This window comes from Amycolatopsis sp. GA6-003, from assembly GCF_046267895.1.
In the GTDB taxonomy this organism is placed as follows: Bacteria; Actinomycetota; Actinomycetes; order Mycobacteriales; family Pseudonocardiaceae; genus Amycolatopsis.
On record NZ_CP176499.1, the window covers coordinates 4,891,416 to 4,909,670 of the forward strand.

At 69.0% G+C, this 18,255-nt stretch carries 15 protein-coding genes; 8 read left to right on the plus strand and 7 right to left on the minus strand.

The features are described from left to right. Window positions 1–805 precede the first annotated feature (805 nt). Window positions 806–1,339, minus strand: a complete 534-nt coding sequence (locus F9C12_RS21875) for a hypothetical protein (RefSeq protein ID WP_409461678.1) — start codon at window positions 1,337–1,339, stop codon at window positions 806–808. Between the two features lie 183 nt (window positions 1,340–1,522). Between F9C12_RS21875 and F9C12_RS21880 the strand changes: the two genes are divergently transcribed. Then, complete coding sequence (locus tag F9C12_RS21880) at window positions 1,523–2,569, plus strand: LysR family transcriptional regulator (RefSeq protein WP_409183751.1); 1,047 nt, start codon at window positions 1,523–1,525, stop codon at window positions 2,567–2,569. A gap of 900 nt (window positions 2,570–3,469) precedes the next feature. Here the strand turns inward: F9C12_RS21880 and F9C12_RS21885 are convergent. The 4 genes from F9C12_RS21885 to F9C12_RS21900 form a co-directional block, all read right to left on the minus strand. Beyond that, window positions 3,470–3,835: a DUF427 domain-containing protein gene (locus F9C12_RS21885; RefSeq protein WP_409461679.1), complete on the minus strand. Its 366-nt coding sequence runs from the start codon at window positions 3,833–3,835 to the stop codon at window positions 3,470–3,472. A gap of 82 nt (window positions 3,836–3,917) precedes the next feature. Then, complete coding sequence (locus F9C12_RS21890; RefSeq protein WP_409183753.1) at window positions 3,918–4,631, minus strand: S1 family peptidase; 714 nt, start codon at window positions 4,629–4,631, stop codon at window positions 3,918–3,920. A gap of 156 nt (window positions 4,632–4,787) precedes the next feature. Further along, window positions 4,788–5,150, minus strand: coding sequence for a hypothetical protein (locus F9C12_RS21895; RefSeq protein ID WP_409186818.1), 363 nt, complete (start codon window positions 5,148–5,150; stop codon window positions 4,788–4,790). A gap of 22 nt (window positions 5,151–5,172) precedes the next feature. Further along, window positions 5,173–5,538 (minus strand): hypothetical protein, encoded by a 366-nt coding sequence (locus F9C12_RS21900; RefSeq protein WP_037368907.1) that lies wholly within the window; start codon window positions 5,536–5,538, stop codon window positions 5,173–5,175. A gap of 318 nt (window positions 5,539–5,856) precedes the next feature. On the opposite strand from F9C12_RS21900, the gene F9C12_RS21905 reads away from it, so the two are divergent. The 5 genes from F9C12_RS21905 to F9C12_RS21925 all read left to right on the plus strand — a co-directional run bounded on the left by F9C12_RS21905 (window position 5,857) and on the right by F9C12_RS21925 (window position 12,397). Beyond that, on the plus strand, window positions 5,857–8,241 hold the full coding sequence (locus F9C12_RS21905; RefSeq protein ID WP_409461680.1) for a serine/threonine protein kinase: 2,385 nt from the start codon (window positions 5,857–5,859) through the stop codon (window positions 8,239–8,241). Between the two features lie 388 nt (window positions 8,242–8,629). After that, window positions 8,630–10,999 (plus strand): nitrate- and nitrite sensing domain-containing protein, encoded by a 2,370-nt coding sequence (locus tag F9C12_RS21910; RefSeq protein ID WP_409461681.1) that lies wholly within the window; start codon window positions 8,630–8,632, stop codon window positions 10,997–10,999. A 42-nt stretch (window positions 11,000–11,041) separates the two neighbouring features. Then, complete coding sequence (locus F9C12_RS21915) at window positions 11,042–11,467, plus strand: roadblock/LC7 domain-containing protein (RefSeq protein ID WP_009071597.1); 426 nt, start codon at window positions 11,042–11,044, stop codon at window positions 11,465–11,467. Continuing rightward, window positions 11,464–11,829 carry a DUF742 domain-containing protein gene (locus F9C12_RS21920; RefSeq protein WP_037807351.1) on the plus strand — a complete coding sequence of 122 codons (366 nt, stop codon included), beginning with the start codon at window positions 11,464–11,466 and terminating at the stop codon, window positions 11,827–11,829. Before F9C12_RS21915 ends, F9C12_RS21920 begins: the two co-directional genes overlap by 4 nt. Beyond that, window positions 11,810–12,397, plus strand: a complete 588-nt coding sequence (locus F9C12_RS21925) for a GTP-binding protein (protein WP_101436420.1) — start codon at window positions 11,810–11,812, stop codon at window positions 12,395–12,397. The genes F9C12_RS21920 and F9C12_RS21925 overlap by 20 nt, the downstream gene beginning before the upstream one ends. A gap of 61 nt (window positions 12,398–12,458) precedes the next feature. Here F9C12_RS21925 and F9C12_RS21930 read toward each other — a convergent pair whose 3' ends face one another. Together F9C12_RS21930 and F9C12_RS21935 are read right to left on the minus strand one after the other, a co-directional pair. After that, on the minus strand, window positions 12,459–13,832 hold the full coding sequence (locus F9C12_RS21930) for a tryptophanase (RefSeq protein WP_409183756.1): 1,374 nt from the start codon (window positions 13,830–13,832) through the stop codon (window positions 12,459–12,461). Between the two features lie 45 nt (window positions 13,833–13,877). After that, a complete protein-coding gene (locus F9C12_RS21935; protein WP_409461682.1) occupies window positions 13,878–14,975 on the minus strand; it encodes a tryptophan dimethylallyltransferase family protein in 1,098 nt (365 codons plus the stop codon). Between the two features lie 330 nt (window positions 14,976–15,305). Between F9C12_RS21935 and F9C12_RS21940 the strand changes: the two genes are divergently transcribed. After that, window positions 15,306–15,845, plus strand: a complete 540-nt coding sequence (locus tag F9C12_RS21940) for a DinB family protein (RefSeq protein ID WP_409461683.1) — start codon at window positions 15,306–15,308, stop codon at window positions 15,843–15,845. Between the two features lie 1,002 nt (window positions 15,846–16,847). Further along, window positions 16,848–18,197 carry a 3-carboxy-cis,cis-muconate cycloisomerase gene (gene pcaB, locus F9C12_RS21945; protein ID WP_409461684.1) on the plus strand — a complete coding sequence of 450 codons (1,350 nt, stop codon included), beginning with the start codon at window positions 16,848–16,850 and terminating at the stop codon, window positions 18,195–18,197. Window positions 18,198–18,255 lie beyond the last annotated feature (58 nt).

Sequence of the window (18,255 nt, forward strand, 5' to 3'; positions counted from 1 at the left end):
ACGCAGCGTTGGCCAGCACCCCACCTCAAGCACCATCGCCCAAGGCAGCCACCGGCCATCCCCGCTCCTCGAACGACCGGCTCCCGCACGCGCGAGCGTCCCCGGAGGAACGTTGGCCAACCCCACCCTCGCCCCGCCTCAAGCACTACCGCCCAAGGCAGCCACCCTCAACGCCACCGGCCATCCCCCCGCTCCTCGAACGGCCGGTTCCGCACGCGCGGGCGTCCCTGAAGGAACGTCGGCTAACACCCCACGCTCGCCCCTCAAGCACCATCGCTCACGGCAAGCGCCCCTCGAACGGATCGATTCACGCACGCACGGCCCGGCATAGAACCTCGGCCACCCCGACCCACACACAGACCCCCCCCCCCCCCCGCTCAAGGCAGCCGCCCCTCAACGGCTTCGCCCATCACCAACCTGCGCCCCTCGAACGGGCCGATCCACCCACGCACGTCCCAGCAAGAACCCCGGCCAACCCCACCCACACACGGACACCCCGCTCAAGGCAGCCATCCCTCAAGGACATCAGCCGTCATCCGCCCATCCAGCAGGCCCGGGCCAAGCACACGCGGACGTCCCCGGAAGAACGTCGGCCAAGGCAGCCGCCCGTCGAACTGACCACCTCCGAGACGCCGCCCCTCCCGCAACGCCTCGCAGACAACCTCCCCTCACCACACTGCCGCGCCGCCCTCCGGGACTGCCCCAACACAGTCGTCCTCCGGCGCGGCTCGGCATGCGGGCTTCCGAGCGGCACGACCCCTCAGACGTGCCGCCCGCAAAACACCGCGTCCCCTGAAAGAGAACATCAGACCGCGAGCGCTGCGGCTTTCCGGGCGAAAACCGCGTTCTTCCGTGCCCGTACCGCTCGGTTGGCTCCGGGCAGCCACTGCACCACCAGTACCGCGAGCAAGGTCAGCACTGCGAGAGCGTCGAAGGCGTTCAACAGCGCCGGGTTCAGGTCGATGAGATCACGCAGGCCCAGGCCGATGCCGAAGACCGCGAATACCGTCAGCACCACCCTGGCCCAGTTGTGCGCGGCGAGCACCATCGCCGCCGACACCAGGGTCACCAGGCTGATGACCAGCCAGATCGCCGCGCGGCCGTTGAACGACGGCATGGCGATTCCGGTCAGATCGTCGACCGTCAGCAGGCCGCTCTTGGCCAGGTCCCTGCCTTCGGCCTGCAGGTATTCCTGCACGGCTGGGCGGATCAAGCCCTCGCCTCGCACCAGCACCATCACGCCCCACAGCAGTCCGCTGAGCGCGCCGACCAATCCCAGCCCCCCGCCGATGGTCAGGGTGCGGGAGCGCCGCTCGCCGGGGGAACTGTACGAACTCACTTCTGTCGAACTCCTTGGATCAGCAATCGAATCAAGCGTCACGGAGTTTCCCGCCGACTGCTTGCGCCGTCCACTGGTTCGCCGATATTATCTGCAGATTTTTTTAACTGGCCGCGAGATCAGGAAGGCCGGGTTAGGCTCTCCGTCGTCCGAGAAGCGAACGCAGAAGGCGAGTCCTGCCAGATGTCCGCACCCAGCCCGTTCCGGTCGCCGTCGTTCAACGTGCTCAGCAGGCTCCTGCGCTCCTCGCCTGCACTGCTCGACACGACGTTCGACCAGTTGCGCACGCTGATCACGGTCGCGGAAACCGGAACCGCCCTCGCCGCCGCCCGCACGCTCGGCCGCGACCAGTCCAGTGTGCAAAAACAACTCGACACTCTCAACCGCAATTTTTCCGAATTGTGCGGAGAACCATTGTTGCACCGCCAAGGGCGCGGTCGCGACGTTCTTTTTACCGACACCGGACGCGCCGTCGCACAACAAGCTCGCCGTACTCTCACCGAATGGCTGGACACTATTCACGAATGCCGTCGCGAACTTGGCGGAACGCTCACCGTCGGCGCGACTCGCTACACCCTCGGCAGCCTGGCCCACGCCGGCGATCTCGTGGCCGAGCAGTTCCGCGCCCGCGACATCGAGCTGAACGTGGTGCACGTGCGCACCAAAGACCTGATCGACCGGCTGCTGGCCAAGGACGTGGACCTGGTCTGCGGCAGCGTCGTCACGACCAGCGCGCTCGACTCCGTCGACGTGCTCGAATGGCGGCGCAGCGGGCTCGGCATCGTGACCAATATGGACACTCCGAAACCCGGCGAGACCGTTGCCACCAGCCAATTGCCGACGCTTCCGCTCGTCGTGCCCAGCGGCGGTGTGATCAACGACTTTATGCGCGGCTGGTTCGGCTCGGACTACCGCAACCGGCTCGACATCGTAGCCGAGATCGACTCCGCGCAATACGGATTCGAACTGCTCCGTTCGGGTTTGATCCGCGGCTGCATGCTCGTCACCCAAGGACTCGGCGAGGCCGCGGGCGAAAACCGTCTGCACGCCGCCTCCGGATTGCGCACCATCGGGCTCGTCGACGACATCGAGCCGAAACTCGAACTGCTCGTCGGCGTGTTCGCCCGGCGCGGCGAACGGTCCTCGTACCCGGACAGCCATCCCCTCAACCTGCTGTGGAACGCGCTGCAACAGGCCGGGGAGGCGTCCTGGCTCGAGGACGACCGCTGAACCGCACCGCAGCACTGCCCAGCACCACACCGCGATCACCTCTGCACCCGACGCAGCGACAAATCTGGAACCGCGGCGAACCGGAGCACTACCGAACCCGGAGCAGTGGCAACCCGGAACCGCCGCAAAGCCGGAACAGCGCGAACCGCAGCACCACCGAAGCCGGAACAGCACCGACCCCGGAACGGCAGCAGAGCTGAGCACCATCGAACCCGGCGCAGCAGCAACCCGCAGCGGCAGCGAACCGGGTCAGCACCCGACCTACAACAGCAGCAGAGCGGAGCGCCACCCAACTCCGGCGCAGCAGCAACTTGCAGCGGCAGCGAACCGGGTCACCACCGAACCTGCAACAGCGGCAGGGCTAAGCGCCACCCAACCCCGCCGCGGCAACAACCCGCAGCGGCAGCGAACCGGGGTCGGCACCGGACCTGCAACAGCAGCAGAGCAGAGCACCACCCAACCCGGGCGCAGCAGCAACCCGCAGCGGCAGCGAACTAGGTCACCACCGAATCCGTAACGGCAACAGAGCGGACTACCATCCGACCCCGAGCAACGGCAACCCGAAGCAGCGGCGAACTAGATCGGCACCGAACCCGGATCAGCCATGGTCCAACCGAAGAACCGCTCCCGAGTCCCGCCCGGCGACCGAGGGCGACGACGGCGGCGGCGACAACGACCGGAAGCCACGGCGACGGCAGCGACACCAACCGCAAGCCACCGCGACGGAGAAGACCGGAACCAGAGCGGCAAAAGCGAACGGCACTCACCCAAACCCTGCCGTCAGCCCAGCCAATCCGCAGCTCCAACCCCGCGGCTCCACCCCGCAGCCCTAACCCTGCCGATCCACCCGGCAGACCAAAACCGCGCCCAGCAACCGCCCGAAAGCCCGCCAAGAACCCCTCAGCCGACCTCCTCGATCTCCACCCGGTCCGGATAGAACGCGACGTGCCCCTTGATCGGAGCCACCGCGTCGTACGGGTCCTCGTACACCCACACCGCGTTCTCGCCGTCCGGCACCGCGGTGAGGCTGTAGTACGAAGCGTCGCCCTTGTACGGGCAGTGGGTGCGGTGCTCGGTGGGCGCCAGCATCGCCAGGTCGACGTCCTCCAGCGGGATGTACTGCACCGGCGGGTAGTTCGCCTCTCGCAGCACCTGCGCGCGGGTGGTGTCGGCGACGGTCCTCTCGCCTGCCTTGACCACCACCCGCGCGGGGTTGGGCTCAACGGTGATCGGGTGGTCCGGCCCCGGGATCAGCTTGTCGGGCATGGTTCTCCTCCTCCGCGCAACGGAAGCGGTGCGCACTGCCAACCCTAGGCCGGACCACCGACAAATTCAGACGGCAACCAGCTCAGACGCCCGCGACCTGCGAAATCCAGCTCCGGTACCGCGTGATGTTGGTGTAGGCGGTGCTGCTCTGCCGGTCACTGGTCGAGGCGACGCCGACCTGCCGTCCGGACGCGAACATCGGGCCGCCCGAGTCGCCGCCCGCGGTGATGCCGTCGATCCGGGTCGCGCACACCGCGACGCCGCCTTCGTAGTCGCTGCACGACGGCGTCGTGACCCGCACGTTGGCCACCTTCAGGTACCGCGACTGGCAGTTGATCTCCGAACCGCAGCGGCTCGTCGCGCCCCAGCCGTACACCTGCACGGTCTGCCCGGCGCGGACGTCGGTCGACGTGCCGAGCGGCGAGTACGTCGCGTTCACCGAGGTGGACAACCGAACGATCGCCAGGTCAGCGGCACCGGGGTAGCGCGTGATCGCGGCGCCGGTGGCCATCGTGCCGCCGCTGCTCTGGTCGAGGCTGCCGATGCGGAAGGTGTAGGTCCCGCTGGAGGCGACGCAGTGCTTCGCGGTGAGGATGTACTGCGGCGCGATGATCGTGGCGGTGCAGTTCTGCTGCCCGTTCACGAAGAGCCGCGCGGCCCACGGTGCGTTCGAGGCGTAACCGCCGCCGATGATCGCCGGGGTCGAGGACGGCCCGCTGGACGCAGCGGCTTGACCGGCGAATCCGGCTAGGCCAAGCGCGGTAGCGAGCACGAGCAAACAGGTGCGCAAACGCATGGTCTCTCGTTTCTGCGGCTTCGTCGCCGCGGTTCCGGTGGGGACGGGGCCTCGATCATCGAGGCCGCGCCCAGCAACCAGAACCGGCGAAAGTAGCCGGGGACCACCTGTTCTTCTGCCGCGACCGCCGCTACGGACAGTTCCGCGTACTGTTCCTCAACCGGTTACGCGGGTCCGGCGCAGCCAGTACAGGCCGATCACCGGAAGCACCAGCGGGATGAACAGGTACCCCTGCCCGTACACCGACCACACCGTGGCGTCCGGGAACGCCTGCCGGTCGAAGATGCTCAGGGTGCCGACCGTCAGCACGCCCAGCAGTTCGACCGTGCACGCGGCGAGCGCGATCCGCCACCACGTCCGGCCGCCGCGGGCGAGCGCGATCGTGGCCAGGATGTAGACGACCGCGGCGAAGGCCGACAGCACGTACGCCAGCGGCGCCTCGTGGAACTTCGTGCCGATCTGGACGCCCGCCCGCGACGTCGCGGCGAGCGCGAAGATGGCGTACACCGCGACCAGGATCCGGCCGGGGCCGGTAGCCGTCTTACGCGCTTGCTCCACTCCACACCTCGTTCAGTCGCAGCACCATCACCGGAATGGCCAGGCAGGCGATGCCGAGCACGACCGTGCTCGACCGGCTCTGCTCGGCCAGCGCCCACGCCGCGCCGACCGGCAGCACGACGAGGCAGCCGATCAGGTAAGCCAGGTAGGTCGCGAGGCTGCCCGGATGGTGCCCGCCGGCGAGCAGCACGATCCCGATCACCAGCTGGACGACCAGCAGCACCTCGATCACCGCGAGCGCGACGAGCAGCGGGGTGTCCGGGAGCTTCTTGCGCGCGGCTTGGACGAAACTCCACAGCGCGACGAGCGCCGCGCATCCAGCGACCGCTATCGCGAACCCGACGATCACCCGTTCCTCCTTTTGCCCGCCGGCCTCAACGTACCCGCCTCGCCCGCGGGCCCGGACGGGCGAGGGGCCGACGGCGTGGCCGGCGCCACTTTCACCGGAACGGGTCGCTGGCATTCCGTCAATTCCCGAATGCCACGGAAATCCCGCCCGACCGGGCGACAAGGAATCACCCTCGGTTCGCCACCGCCGCAATTATCCTCGCCCCGCCTGGGTCCGCCGAACGCTGAAATGGCGGATTGGCGCGACGGCGAAGCTGTGCGGGAATGGTTTCCGTCGCCGGAGCACCGGAGAAGCGCACACGTGGAAGGATCCACTTTTATGAACGTCCGGCACGAGGCATTCTGCCTCGCCGATCCGTGGTTCTTCGACCGCCGACGGGAAGCATCCGCCGATGACCTGGCAGCCGCCCCGTACAGTCCACAATGGACGGTAGAGCAGTGCGAGCACTGGCGCTACCTCCGCCCCGTCGGCGCCGGATTGCCCGAACAGGGCTGGGCCGTGGAGATTTCCGCCGCGCCGGGCAACGTCGACCGGGTACTGGACCGCGTCCGCGAGTACTGCCGGGACCGTCGCCTGCATCACCGGCACCTGCGTTCCCGCTCGATTTTCCTCGATCGCAATGCCGAATATCCGACGACCGGCGGAACCGGTGCGCTGGCCACTATTTATCCTCCCGACAATAACGCGCTGGAACGGATCCTCGACGATCTTTCCGAACTCCTCGCCGGCGAGCCCGGCCCGGATATCGACGGCGCGCTCCGCTGCGGAGAATGCCCGGTTCACGTGCATTACGCCGGATTCGAGCACCTGTGGACCGAGCACGGCGGCGCCCGCGTGCCCGCTCTGCGCAGGCCGAGCAGCGCGCTCGAACCGGCGCCCCAAGGCCCGGACTTCTCCGTGCCCAGCTGGGTCCGGATTCCCGACTGCGTCGCCGAGTACACCGAGGCTCCAGCGCCGCCGCACCCGGTCGTCGAGGTGCTCCGCCGAGCCCACGGCACGGCCGTCTACCTGGCCGAACGCGGCGGCGAGCGGGTGCTCGTGGAGGAAGCCTGGCCCTACACCGGACTGGACGCGGACGGCGTCGACGCGGTCGCGCGGCTGGAACGCAAGCACGACCTCTTCAAGCGGCTCGCCGGAATCCCCGGCATCCCGAAAACCCACGCATACCTTGCCGGACAGCGCCACTACCTGGTCCGGGAATACCGCCCCGGCCTGCCGCTGGACGTCTGGCTCACCCGGCATTACCCGCTCACCCGCCGCGACTGCCCCGAAACCGACCTCGCCGCCTACCGCAAACAGGCGCTGTCCGTGCTGGCGCAGGTCGACCGCATTGTCGCCGAAGCCGCCGAACGCGGTGTCGTCCTCGAAAACCCGCACAGCATCCTGGTCGACAGCTCCGGCACGGTGTCGCTGACCGGATTCGACCGCGACGAAACCGCCCTCCGGCTGCGTCTCTTCCTTCCGCTGGCCCCGCTCTACCACCTGGTGCCGGACCGCCTCCGCTGGGCCGCCGAGCTCACCGAACGCCGGTTCTCGCTGCCCGCCGGATACGCCGACCGCATCGCGCCGCGCACCGAACCCCCGCACACCGAACTCGACGAACCCCGTCCCGATTGGAGCCTGGTGCGCAAGCAGATCGCCGAAGCCCTGCTGGCGTGCGCGACCCCGGAGCGCGCGGATCGCCTGTTCCCCGGCGACATCGAGCAGTTCCGCGTCGGCGGCGCGACCTTCGGCACCGGCGCGGCGGGCGTGCTGCACTCGCTGCACGTCGCGGGAGCCGGCCGCTTCCCCGAGCACGAGCAGTGGCTCCTCGACGCGGTCGAAGGACACCAGCCCAGCCGCGCGGGTTTCTACGACGGCAGCCACGGAATCGCTTACGTGCTGGAGGAATTCGGCTACCGCAAGGCCGCGGCCGCCCTCCTCGCCGCCTCGCGCGCGCTGGTCGACCAGACCGTCGGCCACGACCTCGCGAGCGGGCTGGCCGGCATCGGCCTGACCCGGCTGCACTTCGCCGCGACCCGCGGCGACAACGAATTCGGCAGGCAGGCGCTGAACATCGGCATCCGGCTCGCCGAGGCGCTCGACACCGCGGAACCGCCGGGCTCTTCCGCGCAGGCCGGGCTGCTGTACGGCTGGTCCGGCCCGGCGCTGCTGTTCCTGCGCCTCTACGAACGCACCGGCGAACCGGCCTGGCTGTCGTTCGCCGACCAGGCGCTCGAACGCGATCTGGAGGAATGCGTCCCGGCGCTGGACGGCTCGCTGCCGGTCCGCGACGGCAACCGGGGTTCGCGGCGTGGGGCGGGAATCGGCAGCGCCGGGATCCTGATCGTCACCGAACAACTGGCGCGCTACCGCTTCGACGCGAAGGCCGCGCGCAGCCTGCCCGCGCTTCGCGTCGCGTGCCGCGGGGAGTTCGCACTCCATCCGGGCTTGTTGAACGGCCGCTGCGGGCTCGCCGCCGGACTGGCCTTCAGCAGCGCCCCGGACCGGCGCACCCAGGACGCGATCGAACGGCACCTGACGCGGCTTTCCTGGTACGCGGTCCCGTTCCGCGGCGGCCTTGCCTTCCCCGGCACCCGCCTGCTACGACTGTCCGCCGACGTCGCCACCGGCGGCGCCGGAGTCCTGCGCACTCTCGCCGCGCTTCAGGACGGCACCGAATTGCTCCCGTTCCTCGGCCCCACACCGCGGATCCCGCACTAGTCCACTGTGGACGGTAGTTGTCGACATGTCAATTCGCCGACAGTTCCACCACGCGGAACCTCGGCTGAGTGTCCGGACACTTTTTGAATCACTCATTCAGCCCAGCCCGCTGGTCCGAAAACCGCAACCAGGCCCGGGGCCTCGAAAAACGCCGGGGTAACTCGCCGCTACGGTCGGTAGCCGCCGTCAAGACGGCGTTCGGCTGCTCGTTCAGCGGAACCACGAGGCCCTCGTTCGTGATAGAAACCGGGGCTGTTCCGTTCGGTGGGCCTACGAAGGGTGTATCCGAGATTTCCGTGACGAGGACCACTCGCACCCACTGGCGTGTCCGCTTCCCCGGCCGTGTCCGCACTCTCGCCGAGGGTGACCCAGGAGTTCGTGAATCATCGTGGAGAACAAGGACGATCCCGGCAAGGCGTACGACAAGTCGATCCGGAAGAGGCTGACCCGGACGGTCCTGATCCCGAGCATCACCCTGCTCGTGCTGTGGGCGGTGCTGGCGACGGCCTTCTTCATCAACGGCTTGTACGTGCGGCTCGTCGCGGGCTCGGTGCGGGACGTTTCGATCCCCGCGCTCACCGCGCTGTCGTCGCTGCAGCAGGAACGCCAGCTCGCCCTGCAGTACCTCGACAGCCCCAGCTCCGGCCCGCAGCAGCTGCAGCAGCAGGAGCAGGACAGCGACGGCAAGCTGAAGGGGCTGCAGGACGCCTTCGCGGCCACCATTTCCAGCGCGCCGGACGAGATCGCCGGCAAGGTCACCGCGCTCAAGGCGCAGCTCGACCAGCTGCCGGTGCTGCGTTCGCAGGTCAACTTCCGCAGCATCAACCGCGCACAGGTCAACGCCTACTACAACGGCGTCCTCGACTCCGCGGCGACGCTGTTCGACACCCAGGCGCGCATCGTCCCCGACGCGACCGCGGTGCAGGGCGCGATCTCGGCGACCTCGCTGTTCCGGGCGGGCGACCTGATGTCGCGCGAGACGTCGCTGGTGTCGGCCGCGTTCTCCGGCGGCGCCTTCGCCCCCGACGACTTCGTCCAGTTCTCCCAGCTGGTCGGCTACTACCGCACGCAGCTGGCGCAGATCTCGCCGTTCCTCGAACCGGCGGTGCGCCAGCACTATCAGCAGCTCTCGACGAGCGACGCGTGGAAACGGCTCAACGCGGCCGAGGACTCGCTGATCAAGCACGGTCCGTGGACCAGCGGCGACCAGAACAGCGTCCCGGTTTCGGCGGGCGACTGGCACGCGCTGACCGCGCAGGTCGCGCAAGGTCTGAACCAGCTCACCATCGAACAGGCCGACCAGGTTTCCGCCGCCGCGATCGACTCCGGTAACGCGCAGCTGCGCAACGCCATCATCGGCAGCATCGTGGCCCTGCTCGCCTCGCTGGCCGCGATCATCGTCGCGGTGCGGGTGTCCCGTTCGCTCGTCGACCGGACCCTGATGACGCGCCTCGAGCGGCTGCGCAACGACTCGCTCGACCTGGCGCGCAACCGGCTGCCGAACATCGTCCGCAGGCTCAAGAGCGGCGATCCGGTGGACATCGAGGCCGAGCTGCCGAAGCTGGACCACGGCCGGGACGAGATCGGCCAGGTGGCCGAAGCGTTCAACACCGCGCAGCTGACCGCGGTCAACGCGGCGGCGAGCGAGGCGAAGGCGCGCAGCGGCGTGCACAACGTGTTCCTCGGCATCGCCCACCGCAACCAGGTGCTGGTGCACCGGCAGCTGCAGATCCTGGACGAAATGGAAAGCCGCGAAGAGAACTCGACCCAGCTGGCGTCGCTGTTCCAGCTCGACCACCTCGCCGCGCGCGCCCGGCGGACCACCGAGAACCTGATCATCCTCGGCGGCAAGCAGCCGGGCCGGCGCTGGCGCAAACCGGTTTCGCTGATGGAGGTGCTGCGCGCGGCCGTCTCGGAAACCGAGCAGTACTCGCGGGTGCAGGTCGAGCAGGTGCCGGACGTCGCGATCGTCGGCACCGCGGTCGCGGACACCATTCACCTCGTCGCCGAGCTGGTCGACAACGCGACGTCGTTCTCCCCGCCCGGTTCGCAGGTCGAGGTGACCAGCCGGATGGTCGCGCGCGGCGTCGTGGTCGACGTGTCCGACCAGGGGCTGGGCATGAAGGAGGGCGTGCGCGAGTGGGCCAACGCGATGATGGCCGACGCGCCCGAATTCGACGCGATGGCCCTGCGCGCGGACTCCAGCCTCGGCCTGTTCGTGGTCGCGCGGCTGGCTTCCCGGCTGGGCATCACGGTCACCTTCGACCCGTCGCGTTACGGCGGCACCCGGGCGACCGTGCTGATCCCGTCGAACCACCTGGCCGACGCGAACGCGCCCGAAACCGCGGACGAGGCCCCGGCGCTCGCCCAGGTCGGCGCGCCCGCGCAGGAAAGCGCCGCGCAGCGACCGGCCCCGGAGGCAGTGCAGCCGGCGCCGCGGCCGTACCCCGCCCGTCCGCTTCCGACGCCGAACCCGCGCACCCCGGAGCCGTATCCGCCGTCCGCGGGCCAGATCCCGGACGTCCCGGCCGCGCCGCGCGTACCGGTCGCCGAGGAGCCCGACCTCAGCGGGCTCCAGGGCGACGACCGGCCGCGGCTCCCGCGCCGCCAGCCGCAGCAGAACCTGGTCGCTCAGCTGCAGGACGATCCGACCGCCGAGGACATCGACGTGACCAACGCGGGCGAGACGACCGCACGGACGCTGATGGCGTTCCACAAGGGCACCCGCCGGGCGCGAGGCGGGCAAAATGACTCATAACGACCGAACACCTCACCACACCGAAAGTCAGGGTCTGTCCGCATGAACGAGTACGGGAACTCCACCCCTGATCTCAACTGGCTGCTCGACGACGTCGTCAACCGTGTCGTCGGCGCGCAGAACGCCATCGTGCTGTCCGCCGACGGCCTGCTGCTCGGCAAGTCGTCCGGGATGAGCAAGGACGACTCGGACCAGCTCTCGGCCATCGCCTCGAGCCTGCAGAGCCTCGCCAAAGGGGTGAGCAGGCAGTTCAACCGCGGGCCGGTGCTGCAGAACATGATCGAGATGGAACGCGGGTACCTGTTCGTCTCGGCGGCCGGGCAGGGCGCGTGCCTCGCCGTGCTCGCCGGCGCGGACATCGACGTCGAAATGATCGCGTACGAGATGAACCGACTGGTCAAGCGCGTCGGCGACTACCTGGCGTCGGCCCCGCGCGAGGCCGCGAACCTGCTGCGGGAGGCGACATGAGCGACGACGGCTGGTACGACGAGGCCGCCGGGCCGCTGGTCCGGCCCTACACCATCACCAGCGGGCGGACGCCGTCCGAACACCAGCTCGACCTCTCCACCCAGGTGATGACGCTGCAGCAGGGATCGGACCCGGTCGGGCTCGGCCCGGAGCACCTGGCGATCACGCAGCTGTGCCGCAGACCCTTGTCGGTGGCCGAGATCGCGGTCTACGTCAAGCTGCCGCTCGGCGTCGTGCGCGTGCTGTGCGGGGACCTGATCGACCGCGGCCTCGTCATCACCCGCGCCCCGTCCCGTCAGCCGGCCCAGGTGCCGGACCACGAAACTCTCCAGGCGGTTCTCGATGGCCTCATCAAGCTCTGAAGACGCCGCGGCGTCGGTGCCGACCCCGGTCAAGATCATCGTCGCCGGCGGGTTCGGCGCCGGGAAGACCACGATGGTCGCCTCGGTCAGCGAAATCCCGCCGCTGTCCACCGAGGAGGTGCTCACCGAGGCGAGCACCGGCGTCGACGACCTTTCCGGCGTGGAGCACAAGAAGACCACCACGGTCGCGCTCGACTTCGGCCGGATCACCATCTCGCCGCGGCACGTGCTGTACCTGTTCGGCACCCCGGGCCAGGAGCGGTTCTGGTTCATGTGGGACGACCTGGCGCGCGGCGCGATCGGCACCGTCGTGCTGGTCGACACGCGCCGGCTGGAGACCAGCTTCGCGGCCGTCGACTTCTTCGAGCGGCGGAAGATCCCGTTCGTCGTCGCGGTGAACTGCTTCGACAACGCGCCCCGCTACACCCCCGACGAGATCCGCGAGGCGCTCGTGGTGCCCGACGGCGTGCCGATCGTGATGTGCGACGCGCGGCAGCGGGATTCGAGCAAGATCGCGCTGATCCGGCTGGTGAAGCACGCGATGACGGTGGTCCCGCAGCCCGCCTGAGCCCGGGATTTCGGACCAGCGAGGGGGTTCCCGGCGCGGGGAGCCCCCTCGTTCGCTTTCCTCAGTGGACCGGGGCCATCCGGAGATTGAAGTGCCGCAGGATCTTCGGCGCTTCCACGATCCGGTAGCCGGGCACCCGCTCCGGGTTTTTCGCGATGTCGCGCAGGATTTCGGCCACGTAGTCGTAGTGGCCCTGGGTGTACACGCGCCGCGGCAGCGCCATCCGGACCAGCTCGAACGGGGCCGGGGTGATCAGCTCGTTCTGGTCGTCGAGGGTGCCGAGGTAGAGCGAACCCAGTTCCACGCAACGGATTCCGCCCTCCAGGTACAGCTCGCAGGCCAGCGAATGGCCGGGGAACCGGGATGCCGACAGATGCGGCAGCAGGCGGCCCGCGTTGAGGTAGAGCGCGTGGATGCCCGGCGGCTGCACGATGTCCACCCCGGCGTCGTTGGCCTGCTTCGCGAGCCGGGCCGCCTCGCCCGCGCGCGCGGCGAGGTAGTGCGGATCGACAACTTCCTGCAGTCCTTTCGCGACGCGGTCGAGGTCGTGCGCGGCGAGGCCGCCGTAGGTGCGGAAGCCCTCGGTGGCGATCAGGTTGGTTTCGCAGGCCTGGGCGAGTTCCGGGTCGGTCAGGCCGATGAACGCGCCCATCGGCGAGATGCCGTCCTTCTTCAGGCTCGCGACACAGCCGTCGACCAGGCTGAACGCCTCTCGCGCGACCTCGCGCGGCGTCTTGTCCGCGTAGCCCGGCTCACGCTGGATGACCAGCCACGCGTTTTCCGCGAACCTCGCGGCGTCAAGGAAAACCGGCACGCCGTGCGCCCGCGCGAGCTTCGCCGCCGCGGCCAGGTTGGCCATCGAGACCGGCTGTCCGCCGCCGCCGTTGTTGGTGATGGTGAGCAGCACCTGGCCGACGCGAGCACCGTCCGGTCCGGACAGCAGGCGTTCGAGCGCGTCGAGGTCGATGTTGCCCTTGAACGGTTCGAGGCTGTCGAGGTCGCCGAACTCCGCGCAGGGCAGGTCGATCGCCTGGGCGCCGAGCAGTTCGACGTTCGCGCGGGTGGTGTCGAAATGCGTGTTGCTGACCGAGATCCGGCCGCTTTCGAGCACGCTGGAGAACAGCACGCGCTCGGCCGCGCGGCCCTGGTGCACCGGCAGGAGGTGCGGGTATCCGGTGAGGTCGGCCAGTGCGTCCCGGAAGCGGTAGAACGAATCCGACCCGGCGTAGGAGCGGTCCGCGGCGGCCGCGGCGGCCTCCTGTGCGGTGGAGACCGCGCCGGTGCCGGAGTCGGTGAGCAAGTCGATGCTGACCTTGTTCGCGGGCAGGTTGAAGGCGTTGTAGCCCGCCGCGGCGAGTGCTTGTTCCCGCTCGGCACGAGTGGTGACCGGGATTTCGGCGACGACTTGGGAACGGTACGGCGGGAAGGTCCGCATCAGGGTGTTTCCTCCAGTTGTGGGTGACAGCCGAAAACTACCGCGTCAGGTCATTCGGCCGAGCACCGGCCGCTTTCTCGGCGGCGCTACCGCATAAGCCTCGGAGGACAGATACACCGTGATTCCGGAACCGAATTCGCCCAAGCGCAACGACACGTGCGCGATCAGTCCGACACCGTCGCGCAGCGGCCGGTTCGAAACCGCTGCCAGCGCTTTGTCCAGTTTTGTCGGGTCGAAGTCGTACTGCGCGAGAATGGCGTGCACGCGAGCCCGGGCCACTTCGTCGTCCGGCACATAACTGCGGATCGGGAGATAAATGCTGTAGTTTCCGGGAGTGCCGCCCATCCCTTCGACGAACGAATAACTGGAAATCAGCGGACGGCCTTCGAAGGGGCCTTTTCCGCCGCCCAGCACGGCGAGGAACTCGCGGATCAGCATCGGGTCGGCTCCCGGCACCAGCTCGGCCGCGCGCACCGCGTCCTCGGCCTCGGCGGCGTCGTGCGAGACGTACACCTTGACCCGGGACAGCGGGTCGTCGTCGAGGTCGAGCGCGAAGAAGGTGAAGTTGTCGCGCTCGCCGCGGCGCAGCGCGTGCTCGACCACCGGGTCGAACGCCTCGCCGAGGTTCAGCCGCCGGAACCCCTCGCTGACCAGCGAATCCGCCATGGTCGGACCGCTGATCTGGGGGTTCAGGTACACCTTGATCTTCGGTGCGGAGCCGTTGCGGAAGATCAGCGAGTACCACAGCGTGAACGGCCCGCGGCGTTCTTCGTGCGGGAGGAAGAGGTCGGCCACCGCGTCGAGCCGGTCGGTGACCAGGCCGTACTCTTCGGCCACCTGAGCGAGGAACGAGCGCGGGTCCGGGGCCCCGACGGTCTCGCCGAGAACCCGTACCACACAATCGCCATTGGCGTCGAATGCGACCGAGAATTCCACCGGCGTGGTGTCGTCCGCCACATTGCACGGGAACTGCGCCGGAGCGTCGACGGTCAATTCCCCGGACTCGCCGAGCAACAACCGGAGAAGTTCCAGGTGCCGGCGTTCTTCCGGATCGAATCCCACTGCCCGGCACAGCCGGTCGAGTTGCCCACCGGCGTGGCTGTACATCGACAACTCGACCATCGGCACACTCGCTCCGACCATGGCGCTGTATTCACCGTTTCATTCGTGCGTCCGGCCCCGGGAAGCATCCGCTGTTCGGCGGAGCGGGCGCTCCCGGGCCGCCGAGAAGATTAATCCCCGGAATGCCGATCACGATACCTCTGACGGAGCGACAACACCGTCCGGGAACCGTGCCTGAGTGTGCTGATCAACACCGGAATTCACCTGAATTCCGCATCGACAGAAACGGATTCTGCGGCTACCCGGCCCGCCATGTGGTCTAGCCCACTGCTGCGCGCGGCCGGTGTCCCGTGCACCCGATGCGACGGCTCGGCGCCGAAAATTGTCGGTGGTGGGTGAGACGCTCGTCTCATGACCCAGATCCCGAAGCATCTGTCCAAAGTCGCCGAGAGCGACCGCCCGCCGATCCCCCGCGTCGCCGACGAACGCGAGACGCTCCTCGCCTACCTCGAGTGGCACCGGGAAACCCTCGCGCTGAAGTGCGCGGACTTGAGCCAGGAAGCCGCGTCGGCGCGGGCGATCCCGCCGTCCACAATGTCGCTGCACGGCCTGGTCCGGCACCTGGCGGGCGTCGAACGATGGTGGTTCCGCATCCAGTTCGCCGGCGAGGACGTCCCGCTGCTGCACTATTCGGACGACGACCCGGACCAGGACTTCGACCGCCTGGACGGAGATTTCGGCGAGGCACTGGCTTTGTGGCGCACGGAGTGCGCCCGAAGCCGGGAGATCGTGGCGGCGGCTTCGTCGCTGGACGCACAGGGGGTCGGAAAGACCACGGGAGAGCCGTTCTCGCTGCGGTGGATGCTGCTGTCGATGACCACGGAGTACGCCCGGCACAACGGACACGCAGACCTGCTGAGGGAGGTGACGGACGGGGCTACCGGACGGTGAGACGGGCGGCGGCCTCGGTGGCCGGGCTTGAGTGGTGGGGCTCGGTGGCGGGGCTTGGGTGGCGGGCTTGGCTGCGGACGGGCAGCTGCTGGCGGGAAGCTCTGACGGAAAGCGGCGGAAGTGAAGGCGAGGTGATGCGGTGGAGAATCCGGGGTCAGGCGACGTGGTGCCGGTGAATCCTGGGCTGGGATGAGGATGCTCGACGCGCGGCTACTCGCTCGGTGTTCGGTGCTCGGTGCCCGGCGCTCGGTGCCCGGTGCCCGGTCCTCGGTCCTCGGTGCTCGGTGTTCGACGTTCGGTGCTCGGCGTTCGGCGTTCGGCCACGGTTCAGCTGAAGCGATCGGCGCGCGACGATTGCTTCCATGAGCCGGGTCCAGTCGGGTCCAGCCGAGCGCACGCCGCACCGGCCATACGCACCTCTCACCGGCCACGCGCACCCGGCAGCCACGCACCCCGGCAGCCAAGCGCGCCTCGGCAACCATGCGCGCGTCGGCAGACAAGCGCACCTCGCCAACCATGCATGCGTCGGCAGCCAAGCGCACCCCGCCAACCATGCGCGCCTCGCCAGCCATGCGTGCGTCGGCAGCCATGCGTGCGTCGGCAGCCAAGCGTGCGTCGGCAGACAAGCGCACCTCGCCAACCATGCATGCGTCGGCAGCCAAGCGCACCCCGCCAACCATGCGCGCCTCGCCAGCCATGCGTGCGTCGGCAGCCATGCGTGCGTCGGCAGCCAAGCGTGCGTCGGCAGACAAGCGCACCTCGCCAACCATGCATGCGTCGGCAGCCAAGCGCACCTCGCCAACCATGCATGCGTCGGCAGCCAAGCGCACCCGGCAACCACGCGTGCGTCGGCAGCCAAGCACACCCCGGCAGCGGTGCGAGGCACCATCCTGCCCGTCGCAGCTGGTCAGCGTAGCCCGTGCCCCAGCCAGACCACCCCGCTCACGCACCGAGCGCTCAGCGACCCCCTCGCCGAGCACCCCGCGTGCGATGCTGGACGGCATGATCGCCGATCCTGACTCCGGCTTGCTCTCCCCGGTGCGTGCCGGGACCCCGGCCGAAGCGGTAACCGGGGACCGGGCGTTCGTCGCCGCGATGCTGGAAGCGGGGGGTGCACTCGCGCGGGCGCAGGCGCGGCTCGGCACCGTCCCCGCCGAGGCGGCCGGGCGCATCACCGCTGCGGCGCGGTCGCTGGGTGAGGGCGAACTCGACGTCGTCGAGCTGGCCCGGGACGCACGTGCGACCGGGAATCCGGTGGTCAGCTTGGTGCGCGCGCTGTCCGCCAAGGTGCCGGACGTCGCTGATTACGTGCACCGCGGCTCGACCAGTCAGGACATTGTCGACACGGCGATGATGCTCGTCGCGCGGGACGTGCTGCGGCTCGTCAGCGCGGACCTCACGGCGATCGCGCACGCCCTTGCCGCGTTGGCGCGTGCCCATCGCGGCACGGTCATGCCTGGGCGGACCCTCACCGCGCATGCGGTTCCGACGACTTTCGGCCTGAAGGCAGCAGTCTGGCGGCAAGGCGTACTGGAGTCGGCCCGCCGGATCGCTCGGCTGCGGCTGCCGGTGTCGCTCGGCGGTGCGGCCGGGACGTTGGCCGCGTACGTCCAGTACGGCGACGGCACCGACGACTACGCGGAACGGTTAGTCGCCGCCTTCGCCGAGGAAACCGGTTTGACCACGCCGATTCTGCCGTGGCACGCGGATCGCGCGCCGGTCGCCGAACTGGTTTCCGCGTTGGCTGGGGTGACGACCGCGTTGGGCAAAATCGCGGTCGACGTTCAGGTCCTGGCTCGCACGGAGATCGGCGAAGCAACCGAAGCGAGCGGCGGCGGGTCTTCGGCGATGCCGCACAAGCAAAATCCGGTGCGGTCCGCGTTGATTCGCTCGGCGGCGTTGCAGGTGCCGGTGCTGGCGGCGGGGGTTACGCAGTCCGGGTTGGCGGAAGACGAACGCTCGGCTGGGGTCTGGCAGGCCGAGTGGCAGCTGTTGCGCGAATGTCTGCGGCTGACCGGCGGTGCCACGCACACGGCGGTGGATTTGGCAAAGGGACTGGACGTTCACGCGAATCGCATGCGGGAGAATCTCACGCTGACCAACGGGTTGATTGTCTCGGAACGGCTGTCGGCGGCGTTGGCGCCGATGGTGGGCAAGGCCCGCGCGAAAGAATTGCTCAGCACCGCTTCTCGGCGCGCGATCGAGGAAAACCGTCCGCTGGCGGAAATCTTGGCGGACACCCCGGAACTCCCGGTCGACGCCGCGACGCTGGCCGAACTCCTCGACCCGGCGCAGTACGTCGGCGCGGCCGCACGATTGGTGGACCGGGCATTGGAAGACACCGCGGAATAAACACGAGCGGGACCGCTGCCGGGGCTCCGGCAAGCGATCCCGCTGCGCGATTACTCCA

Excerpts from the sequence above, each read along its gene's own strand:
- F9C12_RS21880 (WP_409183751.1), top strand. The coding sequence starts at position 1,523 with ATGTCCGCACCCAGCCCGTTCCGGTCGCCGTCGTTCAACGTGCTCAGC.
- F9C12_RS21915 (WP_009071597.1), top strand. The coding sequence starts at position 11,042 with ATGAACGAGTACGGGAACTCCACCCCTGATCTCAACTGGCTGCTCGAC.
- F9C12_RS21930 (WP_409183756.1), bottom strand. The coding sequence starts at position 13,832 with ATGCGGACCTTCCCGCCGTACCGTTCCCAAGTCGTCGCCGAAATCCCG.
- pcaB (WP_409461684.1), top strand. The coding sequence starts at position 16,848 with ATGATCGCCGATCCTGACTCCGGCTTGCTCTCCCCGGTGCGTGCCGGG.
- F9C12_RS21905 (WP_409461680.1), top strand. The coding sequence starts at position 5,857 with ATGAACGTCCGGCACGAGGCATTCTGCCTCGCCGATCCGTGGTTCTTC.
- F9C12_RS21925 (WP_101436420.1), top strand. The coding sequence starts at position 11,810 with ATGGCCTCATCAAGCTCTGAAGACGCCGCGGCGTCGGTGCCGACCCCG.
- F9C12_RS21885 (WP_409461679.1), bottom strand. The coding sequence starts at position 3,835 with ATGCCCGACAAGCTGATCCCGGGGCCGGACCACCCGATCACCGTTGAG.
- F9C12_RS21890 (WP_409183753.1), bottom strand. The coding sequence starts at position 4,631 with ATGCGTTTGCGCACCTGTTTGCTCGTGCTCGCTACCGCGCTTGGCCTA.
- F9C12_RS21920 (WP_037807351.1), top strand. The coding sequence starts at position 11,464 with ATGAGCGACGACGGCTGGTACGACGAGGCCGCCGGGCCGCTGGTCCGG.
- F9C12_RS21935 (WP_409461682.1), bottom strand. The coding sequence starts at position 14,975 with ATGGTCGGAGCGAGTGTGCCGATGGTCGAGTTGTCGATGTACAGCCAC.
- F9C12_RS21940 (WP_409461683.1), top strand. The coding sequence starts at position 15,306 with ATGACCCAGATCCCGAAGCATCTGTCCAAAGTCGCCGAGAGCGACCGC.